Genomic DNA, 14,654 nt, shown 5'->3' with positions numbered 1-14,654 from the left:
GCGTGGCACCCCTAATGCGGAGGTTCCTTACGGATTATCTCCGCCTTAAGGCACAGGCGCTCGTGCGTGTATTGTCTCAATTTGCCAGTTGAGGTTACACGCACGAGTTGCCATTGTGCATTGGCGCAATCTGAGAGTCGATAGCTGGCGAGCTATGGGCAGGTGCCGGAGATGGCGGGTTAGGCATTAAAAAGCCCCGCCGGAGCGGGGCTGGGGTCAGAAGGGAGGGATAAAGCGGAGCTCTCGCATACGGATCCGGGCGACCTCGGTTGAGACGCCGAATATCCTTGCCATATCCTCCGGCTCTGTCGCCCCTTGCTGGTAATGCTGCCGGACAAGCCGGGCGGGCATCAGAATTGTTGCCGCATAGCTGTTCGCCTGCCGCTCGATAACGCTGCCCTTCGTGCTGCGATATAGGCCGTCATCAACGATCCCATCGCCAATTAGGCTGCGGTGCAGCGCATAATGAGCCAGCTCGTGGGCAATGGTGAATCGCTGGCGGTTCTTGCCATGACGTCCATTGACCGTGATGCGGTACCTGTCATCAAAAATACCAGGGCGCTCAATCTTGCCTGAAATATCGTCAGGCAGTGAAGGATCGAACACGACATCAATCCCAAGCGCCGCAGCAATGCCCTCGACATCAACGGGGGCTGAATGGTGGAAGGCTCCGATCACTTCAACTGCCGGAGCTAGCGGGTCCGTCACCATTCGGGCCGGCCGCGCCTCTTGCATATTCATCGCCGCCTCCCTGACCATCTTCCTGATCGCTCAATTCCCGAATTGCGCGAGTTGCGACTTCCTCGGCTGCGGTTTTTGCGACATCCTTGGCCGCTTGCACGGCGATGTCCCGAATATGAAAATACCCTAGAATGGCGGCGATTCCGAGGAATATCGTCACGATAGCCAGCATGACGGCTAAGCCGCCCAGCATGGCCGTTACTGCGTCAATGGGCTTCCAGTCTGGCGGTGCCGCAAAGATGCGGAGGGATATATCCATAGCCAGAAGCAGGCATAAGACACATAGGGCGGTCAGAATGGCCCACTTCAATTTCACCCCTCACCCCCGCCTCTTATAGCTCCCGACCACACGGTGGCAGGGTCACTCCACCACGCCGAACCGCCGCACTACGCGGCCGATAATCCGAACATCTGAAAGCAGCCGCTCTTTAGGGGCGTGCTTCGTGTTGTCAGATATGATGCGGATGGCAATGTCTTCGCCGGGGTTGGAAATCACCTCCAGGCGCTTGACGATCAGCCCCCCGAAATCGTCCGTCAGGCAATACAGTCCATCCGGCGAAGGCCAGCGGTGGCGGGTGTCCACAAAGACATAATCGCCTTCCGTGAGCGTGTCTGACATACTGTCGCCCTGCACCGGTACGATGATGACATCGTGCGCGCGCATGCCGAGCGCTGCCAGAATCTCATGCGGCAGCCGCCAATAATCCCGCACATGCTCGGCAGCGAAGGTCATGCCGGATTTTCCGGGCACCCCATCGGCAACGATTGTCAGCCCGCCGCCGCCCATGCCCGCCGTCACATCAAGTTGAGCAGACGCATCATTTGGGACGCCGCGTCGGCCCGTCTCGCTGCCAACAGTCATCTGGCCATCGTCGCAGGCGTCAACTGATGGATCGTCGGGATCGTAGGACGGGATAAGAGGAGGGACATTGTTTTGCCCCCCTTCATCCTCGCCCAAAAGCCATTCCTGCGAAACGCCAAGAGCCCTCGCGATCTCTCTCAGCTTGCGAGGTCGCTGAACCTCACCAGATTCGATAGAGCCAATCCCGGTCTGCTTCATGCCCACGCGTTCAGCCAGATCGGCTTGCGAAATACCGGCTGCCTCGCGGGCGCTTTTCACGCGGGTGGCTAAGACGGGGGATGAATCGGGGCGCGGCTTGTTCATATTTAACGGTTTATCGGTGAATTAAACGAGGGTCATCGCCGAAAAATCGGTTGCATCCATAACGATAAATCGGTATATCGGTGACATGAGCACACAAGCCTTGCACCGAGCCTGTACGATAGTGGGAAGTCAGTCCGCTCTTGCGGATAAGATCGGCGTTCGCCAGTCCACGCTCTGGCATTGGCTCAACCGCGCGAAGCGGGGAGCGCCTGCCGAGTATGTTGCTGCAATTGAAAGCGCGACAGACGGAGTGGTCTCCCGCCATGATCTGCGCCCCGACATCTACGGCCCCGCCCCCGAACAGCGGAGGGCGTCATGATCTCATGCCGGAACCTCGATCATTCCCCGAACCTCTCGCACCAGCTCTCGGATCATGGCCGCAATACCTGGCTCGCTCTGTCGGCGGTATGCGGCCTCGCGCTCCATCAGGTGGAGGGCGGCATCAAGGTTTCCGGGATGTGCGTAGACCGCCGCGAACATGATCGCGAGCACGCTGCTGTTTCCAACAAACACCATATGGCCCTCCCGGCCAAACTGGGCCGCACCATGCGCGCCCCTCTTTCTTTGTCCGCGCTGGACAAGGTGACCCCCAGCGGCCGACCCGCCAAAGTTGTCCGCTGGGGTTTCTGACCACGAGAGCCCTTCGACCCTCGATATTCAAGATACGAGGGCCGGAGATGAAATTTTCACAATTCTCATGTGAGCGCAAAATGGCCGCCTTAACTGCAACCGACGAAATGAGTGTTGGCCTCCGCCGCCTCGCGGAGCCGGTGCGGGCTGGTGAAAGCATCAAGCTTCTTATCGCGCGTGCCGCACGCCGGGCCGGGATGACTTACAGCCGCGCCTACGAATGCTGGTATGGGCGGGCCCCGTCCGCCCGCGAGCAGTTACAAGCCCGTTTTCCATCACGGGGAGCCATTTCTGATGGCCGCCCCAGTCGTCATCAATCTGCCGGGCGTCCCGCGTGGAAAAGCCCGTCCCCGTCTGAGCGGGCGCGGCGTCTATTCTGACAAGAAGTCCGCTGCATTTGAGACTGACCTTGGCTGGGCAGCCAAGGCTGCGATGGCTGGCAGGGACATGCTCGAAGGCCCGCTGCATGTGGACATCGCCGCATACATGCCGGTGCCCGTGTCATGGTCGAAGAAAAAGAAGGCCGATGCCTTGGCGTGGAAAATTTTCCCGACCGGAAAGCCTGACCTCGACAACATAATCAAGGGCATCGACGGGCTGAACAAGATCGTGTTCCGCGACGACGCGCAGATCGTCTCCACGACAGCACGCAAGGTCTATGCCGCAGATCCGTCCCTCACAATCGTTGTCAGCGAGATCGCGACATGAGCAAGCCCAGCATCAAACAGCAGGCGGAAGCCGTTGAGGTCGTGGCGCAAGGGCATCGCAACCAGACCGAAGACCGGCGTGACAAATACCTCCCGCAGCTTCTCGCTGTTCGCGATGACCGCCAGATCGCACTGGATGCCGCCGTGACCACCCTGAAATGGCTGGTGCTCAAGGAAGCCGAGATCAAGGCTGCGCTGAAGAAGGATGCCGCGTGATGGAAAGTCGTGGGCACAATGAAAATGCCGTGCGCCTTGCTGCCCTCGCGGGTGATGCGCAGATCGCGCTGGACCGCGTTGCGCGTGGTGAGCAGGACACCCTTGAGGGCTGGATTGCCTATGGCGCGGCGCTGAATGAAGGGCGGGCGCTGTTTCCCGGCGATCTGGAATTCGGGCAGTGGGTGGCGGCAAACTCGCTGTGTCAACTTGGCACAGCGGAGGTGGACCGACACGAACGCGCCGCCGCCATGTGGGCCGCTGCCAATCTCGACCAGTTCCATGAAGCCCGTGCCGCTGGCAATGCCCGCACCGTGCGCGGCATCCATGCAAAATGGAAAGAGATCGAAGCCGAGCGGGAGAAAGCGCGCCTTGAAGCCGAGCGCAAGGCAGAGTCTGAAAGGCAGAAGGCTGAACAGGTTGTGCAGCCTGATGATGAGCCTGATCGTGAAGCTTCGGAGCCATCTGCGCTCGAAAAGGTGAGCGCCACGGATGACGCGGTCAAGCGCGCTCCCGCTCCCGCTCCCGCGCCGAACGAAAGCGCCGGTGAGCCGGACGCGCCTGGTGTCACGCCGGAAGATGTGCAGCCCGCGCCAGCCACTGCACCGGATGATGACGAGATCGACGCCGAAGCCCGTCGCGAATTCCGCTCCCTGACCAAAGACGGGCGCGAAGATATGTGGGTCGAGAAGTGCCGCATCATCGTTGAACTGCACGATGAACTGAGCGCAGCCAAGCAAGAGCGTGACGCGCTGAAAGCAACGCTCGCTGACATGCAGTGCGATGACAAGGATCGGCTCATTCGCAAGCTGAATGAGGAACTGTCAGCGGCAAAGTACCGCCGCGATCAGGCGATGGGCGATTGCAAGGTTGAGGAAGCCAAGCGCAAGCGCGCCGAGCGGGAAAAGGCTGCGCTCCAGAAGCGCGTGGACGAACTCCAGAACATGGAGATCGCGCTGTGAGCATCCTATCCCGCATTGAGGCAAACGGCGGCAGCGTAACGCGTGACAGGTGGATGCCGCGCTTGCGCCCCGGCGACATGTCGCCAGCGGCCATCGAGTGGGTGAAAGCCCATAAAGACGACCTCATGCGGGAAATCTGGCCTCTCTATGACGACTGGCTGGAGCGGGCAGCAATCCGTGAATTCGATGGTGGCCAATCGCGCGAAGAAGCCGACGCCGCTGCATATGATGAGATTGTGGAACGGGAGACCGCGCCATGCTGCAACTGACCCCGAAGAAAGAAATCAAGCTGCGACCCTACCAGCTTCAGGCTGTTGAGGGGCTGCGAGAAGGTATTCGCGCTGGTATCAACCGGCAAATCCTCGTCGCCCCGACAGGTGCCGGCAAGACCGTTATCGCATCGCATCTTCTGCGGCAGGCAGACCAGAAGGGGAAATATGCGCTCTTCCTGGTGGACCGTGTGGCTCTGGTGAAGCAGACCAGCGGCACACTGGATGATTACGGCATTCCGCACGGTATCGTGCAGGGGATCAATGAGCGCTGGCACCCATATGAGAATGTGCAGGTCTGCTCAATCCAGACGCTGGCGCGTCGTTCGATGCCGCGCAGACCTGAGCTGATTATCTATGATGAAGCGCATTGCTTCGTCGCTGGAACCCTCGTTGAGACGCCGAACGGCCCGCGCCCGATTGAGGAAGTCGCTGTTGGCGATGAGGTCTATACCGCCATTGGCGTCGGCTGTGTTCGTCATACGTTCTGCAATCCCGCCAATGAGCTAGTGAGGGTCAACTTTGATGACGGCACTTCGGTCGTATGCACCCCTGACCATCGATTCCTTACCGGCGACGCATGGGTGCAAGCCCGGCTCATGGATGGACAGAGCGCGTTCGGCGTCGAAGACATGTCCGGCCTGTGGAAGTGCCTTTCGTCCGAGGATATCCAAGACAGCGGCGGGCAGCTGGCTGGCAGAACACGAGGGGTACTGGACCAAGCGCCGATGTTGCTCGCAAAGCTGTGCGAAGAGGTTGAAGAACCCGATGCACCGAGCAGCATCGCGGGAGCGCATGGCGACGACCCTTCGCAGCACTGGTCACAGACCCAGCGTTATGGGCGGCAACGGACGCGGGATGACCGAGCCGCAGCGGCTGCTATTGCAGAAACTTGGCGGCGGCTGGATTGCGGAGTTGACGGTGAGCACGGGCGTCCGCCCGGGCAACGGGATCCCGGGGCACTGGAAAATCGACATAGCCAATCCCGAACTGATGATAGCCGTGGAAGTGGATGGCAGCAGTCACGCCAGCACGAAGGTGCGGGAGAGGGACGCACGCAAGGACGAGTTTCTGGCCTCAAAAGGGTGGTCAGTGTTCAGGGTGTCGAATGCGCGGGCGGTCGAGCTGTCTACAACCTCGAAGTCAGCGGACACCCTTCTTACTTCGCTGATGGCGTCCTAGTTCATAATTGCCAGTACAAGGCAACGCTCGATTTTATTGCCAATCATCCTGACGCGACAACTATTGGCCTGACAGCAACCCCATTCACCGCCGGCATGGCTGAGCACTGGGGCGGAATGGTCAATGTCACGACCACGCGCGCCCTGATCGACGAGAAGTTCCTTGTCGAGCCAAAGATCTATGTTGCCAAAAGCCCGGATGACAAAGAGTTCAGCCTGTCAGGATTTGGCGAGTTTACCGATGAAAGTGCTTCGGCTGCTGGCATCCGCATCGTTGGTGATGTGGTGCAGGAGTGGATTGGCAAGACCTTCGAGCATTTCGGCGGCCCAGCTAAAACCATTGTGTTTTCTCCCACCGTCGAGCACGGGCGCGAACTGTGCGCGGCCTTCAGCGCGGCTGGATATAATTTTCAGCAGATCAGCTATCTGGACCGCAGCGAAGAAGAGCGCGCGGCGAAGATTGCAGAGTTCCGTCGCCCTGACAGCATCATCCATGGGCTCGTCTCTTGCGGCGTTCTGACAAAGGGCTTCGACGTTGCGGATGTGCGCATCGGCATCTCCTGCAAGCCATATCGCAAGAGCCTGTCTAGCCACATACAGGAAATCGGCCGCGTCATGCGCCCCATGGAGGGGGAAGACAAGGTCTGCCTGTGGCTCGACCATAGCGGCAATATCGAGCGCTTTGCTCTGGATATGTTCGATATCTGGGATAATGGCGTCGGGGATCTGCCATCGGCCACGAAGAAAGACACGGTTGCACGCAAGCGCGAGCCGCAGGAGCGGGAAAAGGTGGTTTGCCCGGAATGCTCAGGCGCGCTGCGTGGGTACACATGCACGGCATGTGGCTGGGAAAAGCCCGCCCGTTCGGAAATCAATGAGGTTGCCGGCGAACTGCGTGAGTTCAATGCCCCGCGCAATCTCATGGAGCCACGCAAGGGCCTGCGGGCCAAGTGCGTAGACGATCCGCGCGCTGTCTGGAATGCGGCCCTCAATTACTGCATGGAGCACAGCCGTGATGCCGTAAAGGCGCGCAAGTGGGCGTATGGCGCGTTCCGAGGGATATATCCCGGAAGCAAACTGCCATTCGGCTGGTACGACATGGCACCTGTTGCACCGATGCCGGACGCCTATGCGCTGATTGAGCGTGAGGTAAAGAGGTATCGCAAGAACAACCATAGGAGTGCAGCATGAGCCAGTCTCTGCACTCCGCAATGGTTGCCGCCTGCGATGCTGTGCGCGTCACCCCACCAAGCCGTGCGCTTGTGCCGGGCCGCTGGACGCAGACCGATACCTATGAGCGCAATGGCAAAGGCGACGGGCGCGTCCTGCTGTTCGATGACGGCATGGGGGGCATTGTCTGGAACCACCAGACGCAGACCAGCCAGAACTTCTCCATTCGCGACCAGGGCGGCGATGCAGTCAGCCACGCGCCAAAGCCTGATCCGATGCGGGAAAAGCGGCGGCGTGAGGAAGCCTCAATCGTCGAAAGTATTTGCGCAAGCATCGTGCGCTCATGCCGGAACGACATGCACCCCTATCTAGAGCGCAAGGGCTTCCCGGATGAGTGTGGGCTTGTCCATGATGACCCGCGCCAGCTCATGCCTCGCACACGATTTGGCGATGTGCTGCGCTCTGCCATGCCGGAGACGGACGGGCCTGTCCTGATCGTTCCCGGACGAATTGGGAAGGTCATCACGACAGTCCAGTTCATCACGGCTGATGGCGACAAAAAAAACATCTTCCGGGGCCGGATGGGCGGTGCATCGCACAGGATCGCCACAGGCAGGCGCACAATCGTTTGCGAGGGGATTGCCACGGCATTGTCTGTCCGGGCCGCCCTGCGCCTGCTGGGGCAAAACTGGACGGTTTTGTCTGCTTATTCCGCATCCAATGCCGCCAAGGTCGCTGCATCTATCCCCGATGCTGTGGTCGCGGCGGACCATGACAAGCCTGTGCCGGTTTTTAATGGATTGGGCACTGGAGAACACTTCGCGCGCCAGTCTGGCTGCGTGTGGACCATGCCTCCCGAGATGGGTGATTTCAACGACATGCATATGGCGCACGGGCTGCGGGCCGTGGCCCTGCATCTGCGCGAGGTGATGGTCTTGTGACCGCACATGGCGTGACCTCGCGCACGTTCTGCGAGGCTGGTTTGGCGGACGGTCCAACGAACATAACGGTGGCACCAAACACAGAGCGCCTACCACGGGATGGGGCCACAGGCACAGCGCAGTCCGAAAGAGCGAAGCGCGGCCCCCGGCAGAGTGACAAAGCTGTCGCAAGTAGCGCTCGACGATCCGGGAGTAGTCACCTCACCAGATCGGCCCAAGGCGGCGGCCCGGCTCCGGCCAGCAAGATCGCTCAGGGATAGGGACCACCCCAGCAGATTGCCGGGGATGGTCGTCCTATGCCCTGAACAACAACCCTTTCCAACCAGCAACTACTTAAAAGATAACAATTGTTATAGGAGAAGAACAGTATGGCTGGCAGCGTCAACAAGTGCATTCTGGTCGGCAATCTTGGCCGTGACCCGGAAATCAGAACATTCCAGAATGGCAACAAGGTCTGCAACCTGTCGGTGGCTACGTCCGAAAGCTGGAAGGACAAGAACTCCGGTGAGTGGCGTGATCGCACCGAGTGGCACCGTGTGGTGGTTTTCAACGAAACCATGATCGGCCGCGCTGAGCGCTCCCTGCGCAAGGGCTCAAAGGTCTACGTTGAGGGTCAGCTCGAAACCCGCAAGTTTGAGAGCAATGGCCGCGAGCAGTACACGACCGAGATCGTGCTGCGCCCCTATCGGGGTGAGCTGACGCTACTTGATGGCAAGCAGGATGGCGAGGGCGGCGATTACGAGCGCTCTGGCACATCGGGCGGTCGCGGGTCGGAGCGCCAGTCTGCGGGCTCCGCTGGCGGTTACATCGATGATGAAATCCCATTCGCTCCGGAGTTCCGCTGATGCAGATCACCATCATTGACATGCTCGACCTGATCTCTGTCGGCACACCGACATCATGGGGTGATGTCCAGAAATACACGGGAGAGGCATCAAAAACGATCAGATCTCTCTACGGCGATCTGGATGAGGTCATGGGCGCATTGCAGGCGGCGAATGCCGAGATTGCGGTGCTCAAGGCGCAGAACGAATACCTGCGGGGGGTGTGCGAGCGAGAGCATATCGCCAGCGCTGTGGCTGCATTGGAGGCCGCAGAATGATCCTCGCAGCACAACACGTCCGTGAGCGCGATGGAATCATCACGCCATTCTACGAGCGCACCGTCGCCCACGGCATGACATTTGGCCTGGGCCCAGCGGGTTATGACGTGCGGATCGCCGAAACGCTGATCTTGGAGCCCGGCGGATTCTCGCTGGCCTCCACGATTGAGCATTTCGACATACCGGCGGATCTGATCGCCTTTGTGCATGACAAGAGCACGTGGGCCCGGCTTGGCCTTGCGCTCCAGAACACCGTTGCCGAACCGGGTTGGCATGGATTCCTGACGCTGGAGCTGACCAACCACAGCGCAGCACCCATCCAGATTCTTGCCGGGATGCCGATTGCCCAGATCATATTCCATGAGCTGACGGGCGTAACGGCATTTCCATATGCCGGGAAATATCAGGATCAGGCACCGGGTGCGCAGCCGGCGATTTTGGAGGCAATCTGATGACCGACCGTCAGCTTATTGAGCTGCTGTGGCCGCTCACCGCCATGAAGTGGATGTTGCTGGATGGCGTGGAGGCCCGGAACAAGGCCGATCCCGTCTATGTGCAGACGATGGCCGATATCAGCCTTGCGCAGGAAGAACTGCTGGAAACGGCGGGCAAGACACGCCAGGGGCCGAAGCTGGCACGGCGCATCTGCCGTGTTCTGGAGGCTGTCATCAACCCCTATTCCAAGGATTGCCAAGAGGTCGGGAAGGTCGCGCTGATCGTGTTTTACGTGATCCAGCGGCTGGTTGAGACGGGATACATCGCATTTAGCGATGGCACGGCCACCGACCGCGCGGTGACGGCCTTCATGGCCGCGATTGAACACCATGCGGAATGCGAGCCCAAGCGCCGGTCTGCGGAAAAGCAGGCCCGGAAGATGCTGGCCGCCCTTCAGGGCATGGGGCTTTACCGGGGTGTGGAGATGGATGGGAGGGCAGCGGCATGACCGAGACCATGAACGAAATGTCAGAGCGCCTCGGGAAATTGCAGGACAAGTGGAGCAAAAACGCCCGCAACGCCACATCCCGCACAGGCATTCTGGACGAGGCCAAGGCCGCATATGCCGAGCGTGCCCAGACCTATGGCGGGCCGGAAGACGCGTTTGCGCGCATCGCCGGGCATTGGAACTGGTGGCTGGGTGACAAGCTCTCCCGCCCCATCACGGCCTATGACGTGGCGCAGATGATGGTGGGCTTCAAGCAGGCCCGCGCCATGAACAACCACGCCTACCGGGACAACCATGTGGACGGGGCGGGGTATTTCGCGATTGCCGGTGAGATCGGCGAGAGGGAGGCGGGGTGATGGCGGGCAGATCTATACCCGATGCCATCAGCTATCACGCCACACGAAGGGCTTGCGGCTACCGGGCGGATGAACCTCTGTGTGACCCTCCGGAAGTTCTTGGTTGGACGAGGGAAGAATGGGATTCCACCTCTCCTGGCTGCAAGCGTGAGATCGAGCGTGACCTTCGTCGTAGAGGATTAATCCCAGACCTGTGTTCGCCTCCGCCAGAGAAGAAAAGCTTAAGGGAGATCAAGGGAGATCAAGGCGGAGGTGGAGTACGCCGGGAGGAAGCGCCTGTGACCCCCGCCGTCCACTTTGTCGGCTTCCGTGGCGAGGAATACAGGTCAGCGGTGAAGGTCTGGGGCCTTCCCGATTTCATTCACCGCTGGTGGGACCGGCGAGCGCGACGGGAGATCGCCGCGCATGACACCGTGATTTTCGCGCAGGGGGACTGGTGGCAGGAGCCGCGCCGGTTCAATGCGCAGGATTTGGAGGGGTGATGAACCATATTGTTGATGCCAACAAAAAGGTTGGTACGGACCATCCCGAGCGTGGCCTCGATATGGTCAAGAGCATGGCGAAGGCAATGGAGGCCAAGCGCGCCGAAATGATCGCAAGGCCGCTACGTGATTGCTACGAGGCTATGGCGCAGGCAGCTTATGAAGTGAGCCAAGATACCACAAAAATGGATGGGGAGACGCGCATCTGGTACCCCGACGACAACCCGAACTGGCGTGAGCACACGCCGGGAGCCCCGATGCCGTGTGAAGGGGATCAGCGAATAGCCATCCTGACCGCAGGATTACGCAAGAAAGCGATTGAGCCCCTCACCATCGTTACAGAACGTGGTGTCGCAAGACGGTTTGTGTGGCGTGAAGATTGGGGTGACGGGACCATAGTTGCATGGCGACCAGCGGAGGAAGGGGAATGACCAAAGCGGCCTTTGACAAAATCGCGGAAGGGCTGAAAGAAGCAAAAGAGCATGCGCAATCCAGCATGGTCGAGCGCATCGCAGAGGCTATTTACATGGGCCGGAACGGATATGGTGCCAAGCCATTCCGCTCCCAGCCCAAGGCGCACCGGGGGCCGTATCTAAAGGATGCAACGGCTGCGCTCACGGCCATGCGCGATCCAACGCTGGCGATGCTCGAAGGCCCGTTGAACAATCCCAGCCGAGAGCCGTCGCTGTACACAGCGATATGGCGGGCAATGGTGGATGCGGCTCTTGCCTCCCAACCTGAACAAAAGTAGAATCTGACAGTCAGCACCTTTTCGTGGTGGTCAAGGCGCTGACACCGGGAGGGCATGTCTCAACAGGAGAGAGCATGTCCAGGAAGTCGAAGAAGAAGTCTGGTTCTGCGGCGCGTTTCCCGAATGGGCAGCTTCGCCCCGGATACCGCAAGCGTGAGACTGAACAAGAGGCGACGGCAATCGCTCGCGCCTATCGTTCCCGCCTTGTCGGGGCGACAAATGCTATGCGGCCAGAGGCTGGGTATTCCCTTGGTCGAGTTTATCTACAGGGCCTAATCACCTCGCCGCTTCACGAGGCAGGGTTGCAATATGCGGCTCTGGTGGAGGCATGGCAGCGCGTTCAGGGCCTTCCCTCCCCATTCCCCGCCGCAATGGACTTGTCAGGCGTGCGCGGTCTGACTCTGTATTCATCTCCGGCTGATGCGGCAATCAAGCGGATAACGAACGACTACATGAAGATGCAGACGGCACTTTCGGATGCCGGGCGCAAAGCAATTGGGACCGTGAGAGAGGTTTGCCTGTACGACGGGGACTGCGCCGACATTGAAAGCCTGAAGCTGGGCCTCACATCTCTTGCGAAATTCTTCAAAACAGGTGTTGACATGCGCGCGTGCGCGTGAGAAAAGTCACGGGTGATAGGGGCGCAGCAGGTTTCGGCCAAGGCTGCGCCCTTTTCGATTCCAGCTTGAGCATCTCCCGTCTCGCTGGATCAACCGGCCCCTCTGCACTCTCGGGTGTATGGGCCGGTTTTCAATTTCAACCATTGAGTTTAGCTCAATAGTTCAACTGTCAAGGATTGCTTGACACCTCAACTCCCCGGAAATGCCGGATAGCTCGCCCCCACATTCCCCGGAGGCCCCATGCTTCCAGATGCGCCTGTCATGGCTGCAATCATTGGCCTGTGCCTTCTGGCGTGGGCCTTTTCTGCATTAAGGCCACCGCGGGCATGAAATTCCCCTTCGAGCCACGGCAGCCCAAGCCCGCACCTGTCACCCCATTGGATCGCTACCTCTGCACTCACCCTGTGTGCGAGCGCTGTGGCGCGCCTTCTGTGCTGGTGGATCATGTGATCCCACACCATGGCGATGATGGATTGATCTTCATGCGTGAGAACATGCGGGCCGTGTGCCGGGCGTGTCATTCGCTGCTGCAGGCTGGTGAATAGGCTTTGTTCTAGGTTTTGCTCGGGTCGTTCTTGTCGGCCCAATTAATCAAATCCAGCGCGGCTTCGGTGAGCGTGCGCACGGCTTCTGATCTCGACGGGATTGGGCGCTGTGCCGCGCGCCATTCATCCACGCGCGCCAATAGAGCATCAGACACGCGGATTTGAAGCCGCTCATTGTGTTCAGACCCCCTTGGTCTGCCTATTGGCTTTTTGTGATCCACGGTGTACAAAAACCCTGACAGTTTGCCGCCCACGCGGCTCCGTTCGACCCCATCACGAACGCAGGAGCGTGATGGTTGAGGCGGGAAGGCAACGGATTGGTCCCCTGAGCCCTCCCGCCTCACTCTTGCCCGGCCCTGCGGCCACGACCGGACCTAACTATCATGAATGCTCTTTCGAGTCCTGCCCGCATCGGTGCGGGTGAAAGCCATATCGCTGCCGTAACGGGCCGCCCCGGCCCCCTCACCATGTCCAGCCGGGAGATTGCCGAGCTTCTCGGGAACCGGCATGACAATGTGAAGGTGACGATTGAGCGCCTTGTAGAACGTGGAACTATCGTCCAACCTGCAATGCAGGATGAACCCGGCGTAGACAGTATGGGCCGTCCGCGCCCTGTGAAGGTCTACCTTCTCGACAAACGATCCTCCCTGATCGTCGTCGCCCAGCTTTCTCCCGAGTTCACCGCCCGTGTGGTGGACCGCTGGCAGGAACTGGAAGCGGCGGTGGCAGCCCCTCCCGCCTTGCCGTCTGACATTGTTGATATGATCCGCCGCACAGACGGTATTGTCCGCATGCTGGCCCACAAGGTCACGGAAGCGGACAAGAAGGCGGCAGAGCAGAGCAAGGCACTTGCCGTTCTGCAAGAGAAGGTCGCGCCCTCTGTCCCCGGCGTGTTCCACGCGGGCAAATCACCCGGCTACATCCTCAAGGCTGCCGGATATACGGGCCTTCCTGTCAATTTTGCGCAGTGGGTTGGCAACCGACTTGCGGACAAGGGCTTTCAGATCACTGCCGCAGGAGAGGATGGTGGGCGGTTGTTCGACTATGCTCCCTCGCTGGCGTGGATCAAGAAAGAGGGCAAAGCCACCATTGAGCGCCATCTGGCCGAACGGAAGGGCCAAGGCTCTCTGGCTATTCCGGGCTGGGATATGCGGCATATTCCCCGCGCTCAACCTGATGGCAAGGGCCTGTTCGTCATCGGCGGTGAGGTCATCACGTTCGACGCGATGGATACAGACCTAAGGCGAGGCGATTTTATCCTTGTCGCGCTGACCAATGGCAATATCGAGATCAATGAGTTTGGCGGCGATGGCGGGGCGTCTGTCTCGGAACGGCAGGAACTCGGCCCTCGGATGATCCTGTCCTCGTGGCGGGCTCTGAACGCCTCTCATCAAGGTATGCCCAGATACAAGCCCCATCGTTATGGCGGGATACTCATTGGCAAAGTGATTGATCGCAGGCCAGCACAGCAGGCCGCATGAACATCGGGGTCGCCTTAGCTGGCGGCCCTTTTTATTTGGAGACGCCCCATGCTGATGCTCTGCGGCTGGTACGCCATATGGATGGGCATGATGGGCGCTTATGCCAAGCCGTGGTGGGAGGTTGAATGACTGAGGCATCCAACGTCATTGCCCTACATGGTGGCATCGCTCACCCATCTGCACGGGCAGAGCCAAGCCCGGAAGTCATCGCTGGCCTCGAAGAGATGCTGGAGCGCGCCAAGGCAGGCCGCCTGTCAGGCTTCACCATCATCGGTGAGGATGCGGAGCAAGGGGCCTTCCATGCGTCAGTCGGCTTTGTCGGCTCATTCGCAATGATAGGCGCACTCGAAGGCGCAAAGCTGTTCCTGCTCGATATGCAGGATGACGAGGGCTGA

The 14,654-nt window shown here is 59.8% G+C and carries 24 protein-coding genes and 1 pseudogene; 22 read left to right on the top strand and 3 right to left on the bottom strand.

What is annotated here, in order from left to right:
- Positions 1–216: 216 nt before the first annotated feature.
- Genes ACT6QG_RS05445 through ACT6QG_RS05435 form a run of 3 tightly spaced genes read right to left on the bottom strand, consistent with a single transcriptional unit; the run spans position 217 to position 1,906 of the window.
- Positions 217–711, bottom strand: coding sequence for an ImmA/IrrE family metallo-endopeptidase (locus tag ACT6QG_RS05445; RefSeq protein ID WP_444976565.1), 495 nt, complete (start codon positions 709–711; stop codon positions 217–219).
- Positions 680–1,051, bottom strand: a complete 372-nt coding sequence (locus ACT6QG_RS05440; RefSeq protein WP_444976564.1) for a hypothetical protein — start codon at positions 1,049–1,051, stop codon at positions 680–682. Before ACT6QG_RS05440 ends, ACT6QG_RS05445 begins: the two co-directional genes overlap by 32 nt.
- 51 nt (positions 1,052–1,102) lie before the next feature.
- Positions 1,103–1,906, bottom strand: coding sequence for an XRE family transcriptional regulator (locus tag ACT6QG_RS05435; RefSeq protein WP_444976563.1), 804 nt, complete (start codon positions 1,904–1,906; stop codon positions 1,103–1,105).
- A gap of 85 nt (positions 1,907–1,991) precedes the next feature.
- Here ACT6QG_RS05435 and ACT6QG_RS05430 point away from each other — a divergent pair, with 85 nt between their 5' ends.
- The 22 genes and pseudogenes from ACT6QG_RS05430 (at position 1,992) to ACT6QG_RS05325 (ending at position 14,654) form a co-directional block, all read left to right on the top strand.
- The gene (locus ACT6QG_RS05430; protein WP_444976562.1) at positions 1,992–2,225 is read left to right on the top strand and encodes a transcriptional regulator; all 234 of its coding nucleotides are present in this window, start codon (positions 1,992–1,994) and stop codon (positions 2,223–2,225) included.
- Complete coding sequence (locus ACT6QG_RS05425) at positions 2,222–2,536, top strand: hypothetical protein (protein ID WP_444976561.1); 315 nt, start codon at positions 2,222–2,224, stop codon at positions 2,534–2,536. Before ACT6QG_RS05430 ends, ACT6QG_RS05425 begins: the two co-directional genes overlap by 4 nt.
- A gap of 294 nt (positions 2,537–2,830) precedes the next feature.
- Complete coding sequence (locus tag ACT6QG_RS05420) at positions 2,831–3,244, top strand: RusA family crossover junction endodeoxyribonuclease (protein ID WP_444976560.1); 414 nt, start codon at positions 2,831–2,833, stop codon at positions 3,242–3,244.
- Positions 3,241–3,459, top strand: coding sequence for a hypothetical protein (locus ACT6QG_RS05415; RefSeq protein WP_444976559.1), 219 nt, complete (start codon positions 3,241–3,243; stop codon positions 3,457–3,459). The genes ACT6QG_RS05420 and ACT6QG_RS05415 overlap by 4 nt, the downstream gene beginning before the upstream one ends.
- Positions 3,459–4,418, top strand: a complete 960-nt coding sequence (locus ACT6QG_RS05410) for a hypothetical protein (RefSeq protein ID WP_444976558.1) — start codon at positions 3,459–3,461, stop codon at positions 4,416–4,418. Before ACT6QG_RS05415 ends, ACT6QG_RS05410 begins: the two co-directional genes overlap by 1 nt.
- Before the next feature lie 53 nt (positions 4,419–4,471).
- Positions 4,472–4,687 (top strand): hypothetical protein, encoded by a 216-nt coding sequence (locus ACT6QG_RS05405; RefSeq protein ID WP_444976557.1) that lies wholly within the window; start codon positions 4,472–4,474, stop codon positions 4,685–4,687.
- Positions 4,675–5,133 (top strand): annotated as a pseudogene (locus ACT6QG_RS05400) (DEAD/DEAH box helicase); the annotation flags it as partial. The gene ACT6QG_RS05405 and the pseudogene ACT6QG_RS05400, both read left to right, overlap by 13 nt.
- Before the next feature lie 79 nt (positions 5,134–5,212).
- Positions 5,213–5,869, top strand: a complete 657-nt coding sequence (locus ACT6QG_RS05395; RefSeq protein ID WP_444976882.1) for an endonuclease domain-containing protein — start codon at positions 5,213–5,215, stop codon at positions 5,867–5,869.
- A gap of 95 nt (positions 5,870–5,964) precedes the next feature.
- Positions 5,965–7,059, top strand: a complete 1,095-nt coding sequence (locus tag ACT6QG_RS05390) for a DEAD/DEAH box helicase (RefSeq protein WP_507237416.1) — start codon at positions 5,965–5,967, stop codon at positions 7,057–7,059.
- Complete coding sequence (locus tag ACT6QG_RS05385; RefSeq protein WP_444976556.1) at positions 7,056–7,979, top strand: toprim domain-containing protein; 924 nt, start codon at positions 7,056–7,058, stop codon at positions 7,977–7,979. Before ACT6QG_RS05390 ends, ACT6QG_RS05385 begins: the two co-directional genes overlap by 4 nt.
- A 368-nt stretch (positions 7,980–8,347) precedes the next feature.
- Positions 8,348–8,824, top strand: coding sequence for a single-stranded DNA-binding protein (gene ssb / locus ACT6QG_RS05380; protein WP_444976555.1), 477 nt, complete (start codon positions 8,348–8,350; stop codon positions 8,822–8,824).
- Entirely contained in the window at positions 8,824–9,081 is a 258-nt protein-coding gene (locus ACT6QG_RS05375; protein ID WP_444976554.1) for a hypothetical protein, read from the top strand. The genes ssb and ACT6QG_RS05375 overlap by 1 nt, the downstream gene beginning before the upstream one ends.
- Complete coding sequence (gene dcd, locus ACT6QG_RS05370) at positions 9,078–9,533, top strand: dCTP deaminase (RefSeq protein ID WP_444976553.1); 456 nt, start codon at positions 9,078–9,080, stop codon at positions 9,531–9,533. Before ACT6QG_RS05375 ends, dcd begins: the two co-directional genes overlap by 4 nt.
- Complete coding sequence (locus ACT6QG_RS05365; RefSeq protein WP_444976552.1) at positions 9,533–10,024, top strand: hypothetical protein; 492 nt, start codon at positions 9,533–9,535, stop codon at positions 10,022–10,024. The genes dcd and ACT6QG_RS05365 overlap by 1 nt, the downstream gene beginning before the upstream one ends.
- Positions 10,021–10,380 (top strand): DUF6378 domain-containing protein, encoded by a 360-nt coding sequence (locus tag ACT6QG_RS05360; protein ID WP_444976551.1) that lies wholly within the window; start codon positions 10,021–10,023, stop codon positions 10,378–10,380. The genes ACT6QG_RS05365 and ACT6QG_RS05360 overlap by 4 nt, the downstream gene beginning before the upstream one ends.
- Positions 10,381–10,658: 278 nt before the next feature.
- Positions 10,659–10,862 (top strand): hypothetical protein, encoded by a 204-nt coding sequence (locus ACT6QG_RS05355; protein WP_444976550.1) that lies wholly within the window; start codon positions 10,659–10,661, stop codon positions 10,860–10,862.
- Entirely contained in the window at positions 10,862–11,293 is a 432-nt protein-coding gene (locus tag ACT6QG_RS05350) for a hypothetical protein (protein WP_444976549.1), read from the top strand. The genes ACT6QG_RS05355 and ACT6QG_RS05350 overlap by 1 nt, the downstream gene beginning before the upstream one ends.
- Positions 11,290–11,613, top strand: coding sequence for a hypothetical protein (locus ACT6QG_RS05345; RefSeq protein ID WP_444976548.1), 324 nt, complete (start codon positions 11,290–11,292; stop codon positions 11,611–11,613). Before ACT6QG_RS05350 ends, ACT6QG_RS05345 begins: the two co-directional genes overlap by 4 nt.
- A gap of 74 nt (positions 11,614–11,687) precedes the next feature.
- Entirely contained in the window at positions 11,688–12,233 is a 546-nt protein-coding gene (locus ACT6QG_RS05340; RefSeq protein WP_444976547.1) for a hypothetical protein, read from the top strand.
- A 326-nt stretch (positions 12,234–12,559) separates the two neighbouring features.
- Positions 12,560–12,778 carry an HNH endonuclease signature motif containing protein gene (locus ACT6QG_RS05335; protein WP_444976546.1) on the top strand — a complete coding sequence of 73 codons (219 nt, stop codon included), beginning with the start codon at positions 12,560–12,562 and terminating at the stop codon, positions 12,776–12,778.
- Positions 12,779–13,245: 467 nt separating this feature from the next.
- The gene (locus tag ACT6QG_RS05330; RefSeq protein WP_444976545.1) at positions 13,246–14,259 is read left to right on the top strand and encodes a Rha family transcriptional regulator; all 1,014 of its coding nucleotides are present in this window, start codon (positions 13,246–13,248) and stop codon (positions 14,257–14,259) included.
- A gap of 125 nt (positions 14,260–14,384) precedes the next feature.
- Entirely contained in the window at positions 14,385–14,654 is a 270-nt protein-coding gene (locus ACT6QG_RS05325; protein WP_444976544.1) for a hypothetical protein, read from the top strand.

This window comes from Haloleucobacter ellipsoideus (genome assembly GCF_052491725.1).
The sequence above is the reverse complement of the archived record's forward strand: the minus strand, read 5'-3'. Positions and strand labels throughout refer to the sequence as shown.

Coding starts and splice junctions, on each gene's coding strand:
- ssb (WP_444976555.1), top strand. CDS start 8,348: ATGGCTGGCAGCGTCAACAAGTGCATTCTGGTCGGCAATCTTGGCCGT.
- ACT6QG_RS05435 (WP_444976563.1), bottom strand. CDS start 1,906: ATGAACAAGCCGCGCCCCGATTCATCCCCCGTCTTAGCCACCCGCGTG.
- ACT6QG_RS05420 (WP_444976560.1), top strand. CDS start 2,831: ATGGCCGCCCCAGTCGTCATCAATCTGCCGGGCGTCCCGCGTGGAAAA.
- ACT6QG_RS05425 (WP_444976561.1), top strand. CDS start 2,222: ATGATCTCATGCCGGAACCTCGATCATTCCCCGAACCTCTCGCACCAG.
- ACT6QG_RS05335 (WP_444976546.1), top strand. CDS start 12,560: ATGAAATTCCCCTTCGAGCCACGGCAGCCCAAGCCCGCACCTGTCACC.
- ACT6QG_RS05395 (WP_444976882.1), top strand. CDS start 5,213: ATGACGGCACTTCGGTCGTATGCACCCCTGACCATCGATTCCTTACCG.
- ACT6QG_RS05325 (WP_444976544.1), top strand. CDS start 14,385: ATGACTGAGGCATCCAACGTCATTGCCCTACATGGTGGCATCGCTCAC.
- ACT6QG_RS05365 (WP_444976552.1), top strand. CDS start 9,533: ATGACCGACCGTCAGCTTATTGAGCTGCTGTGGCCGCTCACCGCCATG.
- ACT6QG_RS05430 (WP_444976562.1), top strand. CDS start 1,992: ATGAGCACACAAGCCTTGCACCGAGCCTGTACGATAGTGGGAAGTCAG.
- ACT6QG_RS05415 (WP_444976559.1), top strand. CDS start 3,241: ATGAGCAAGCCCAGCATCAAACAGCAGGCGGAAGCCGTTGAGGTCGTG.
- ACT6QG_RS05330 (WP_444976545.1), top strand. CDS start 13,246: ATGTCCAGCCGGGAGATTGCCGAGCTTCTCGGGAACCGGCATGACAAT.
- ACT6QG_RS05410 (WP_444976558.1), top strand. CDS start 3,459: ATGGAAAGTCGTGGGCACAATGAAAATGCCGTGCGCCTTGCTGCCCTC.
- ACT6QG_RS05390 (WP_507237416.1), top strand. CDS start 5,965: ATGGCTGAGCACTGGGGCGGAATGGTCAATGTCACGACCACGCGCGCC.
- ACT6QG_RS05375 (WP_444976554.1), top strand. CDS start 8,824: ATGCAGATCACCATCATTGACATGCTCGACCTGATCTCTGTCGGCACA.
- dcd (WP_444976553.1), top strand. CDS start 9,078: ATGATCCTCGCAGCACAACACGTCCGTGAGCGCGATGGAATCATCACG.
- ACT6QG_RS05340 (WP_444976547.1), top strand. CDS start 11,688: ATGTCCAGGAAGTCGAAGAAGAAGTCTGGTTCTGCGGCGCGTTTCCCG.
- ACT6QG_RS05445 (WP_444976565.1), bottom strand. CDS start 711: ATGGTGACGGACCCGCTAGCTCCGGCAGTTGAAGTGATCGGAGCCTTC.
- ACT6QG_RS05345 (WP_444976548.1), top strand. CDS start 11,290: ATGACCAAAGCGGCCTTTGACAAAATCGCGGAAGGGCTGAAAGAAGCA.
- ACT6QG_RS05350 (WP_444976549.1), top strand. CDS start 10,862: ATGAACCATATTGTTGATGCCAACAAAAAGGTTGGTACGGACCATCCC.
- ACT6QG_RS05360 (WP_444976551.1), top strand. CDS start 10,021: ATGACCGAGACCATGAACGAAATGTCAGAGCGCCTCGGGAAATTGCAG.
- ACT6QG_RS05385 (WP_444976556.1), top strand. CDS start 7,056: ATGAGCCAGTCTCTGCACTCCGCAATGGTTGCCGCCTGCGATGCTGTG.
- ACT6QG_RS05405 (WP_444976557.1), top strand. CDS start 4,472: ATGCCGCGCTTGCGCCCCGGCGACATGTCGCCAGCGGCCATCGAGTGG.